Source organism: Campylobacter sp. RM9331, assembly GCF_020137685.1.
In the GTDB taxonomy this organism is placed as follows: Bacteria; Campylobacterota; Campylobacteria; order Campylobacterales; family Campylobacteraceae; genus Campylobacter_E.
The window spans coordinates 1-971 of sequence record NZ_JACGBA010000055.1 but is presented as its reverse complement, the minus strand read 5'-3'; the positions used below and the strand labels follow the sequence as shown (position 1 = coordinate 971).

Here is a 971-nt window from a genome sequence, read left to right as displayed (position 1 = left end):
GCTTAAAAGCAGAAATGCTTTTGTATTAAATAGTATTCATTATGACGGGCAAAAAAAATTAGATACTATTGAAATTACTAATATTCCTGATTTAAGTAAAGCTAAAAAAGTTTTAATCATTGATGATATCGTAGATAGTGGTGAAAGTCTTGATGCAATTCGTAAAAAAATCTTAGAAATTTACCCACATTTAGAAGTTAAACTTGCTGTTATTTTTTATAAGCCAAGTGCTATTATAAAACCTGAATTTTGTGTAAAAGAAGCTAAAGAATGGATTAGTTTCTTTTGGGATTTTGAAGTATGATTTATGAAAATAGTTTTTGCTATATTAAACGCCACGAGAGTTCTATCCCGTGGCTAGAAATCCATGCAAAAGACGAATACAAAGAACTTAGTAATGATGAAGAAATAAGCCTAAAAATTTTTAAAATTGCTATGCTTATAGAAAAAGAAATGATTAATTTTTATAAGCCAACTAAGATTAATCACGCTTCATTTGCTAATTACTTGCCTAAAGCCCATTGGCATATAATGGCTAGATTTAGTGATGATGGATTTTATCCTGAATGTATGTGGGGTAAGCAATTAGGGGATTTAAAAGATTATAGAGCTAGTTTTGATGAATTTTGTGATATTTTAGTAGCTAAGTTAAAGAATTTTAAATAAGTAGAAATCATATTTAATTTTTACTTATTTAAAACATATTACTTTCTTAAATCTTTTAATAAAATCTTATTCTCTGCTGATATTTTTGCACTATAACTTATCTTTTGAAACATCATTGATAAAGTTTCATTATCTAATTTTTTAATTTTTAAAAAATTAAAAGTTTCATCAAAATTATTACTTAAAAGTTCGGTAAAATACCAAGCTCTAGCCATATTTACATAATATTCTTTACTTTTTATACTAAATATTTTTTCTAATTTTGTGGTATCACTGCTAAAATATCTTATAAAACATAAAATTCC

The 971-nt window shown here is 25.2% G+C and carries 3 protein-coding genes; 2 read left to right on the top strand and 1 reads right to left on the bottom strand.

The window, feature by feature from the left end:
* Together AVBRAN9331_RS09735 and AVBRAN9331_RS09730 are read left to right on the top strand one after the other, a co-directional pair.
* On the top strand, positions 1-304 hold a 304-nt coding region (locus AVBRAN9331_RS09735), incomplete at its 5' end, for a phosphoribosyltransferase (RefSeq protein WP_336612925.1).
* Positions 301-666 carry an HIT family protein gene (locus AVBRAN9331_RS09730; protein ID WP_336612928.1) on the top strand — a complete coding sequence of 122 codons (366 nt, stop codon included), beginning with the start codon at positions 301-303 and terminating at the stop codon, positions 664-666. The genes AVBRAN9331_RS09735 and AVBRAN9331_RS09730, both read left to right, overlap by 4 nt.
* Before the next feature lie 38 nt (positions 667-704).
* On the opposite strand, the gene AVBRAN9331_RS09725 is transcribed toward AVBRAN9331_RS09730, so the two are convergent.
* On the bottom strand, positions 705-971 hold a 267-nt coding region (locus AVBRAN9331_RS09725), incomplete at its 5' end, for a hypothetical protein (protein WP_336612927.1).

Excerpts from the sequence above, each read along its gene's own strand:
- AVBRAN9331_RS09730 (WP_336612928.1), top strand. The coding sequence starts at position 301 with ATGATTTATGAAAATAGTTTTTGCTATATTAAACGCCACGAGAGTTCT.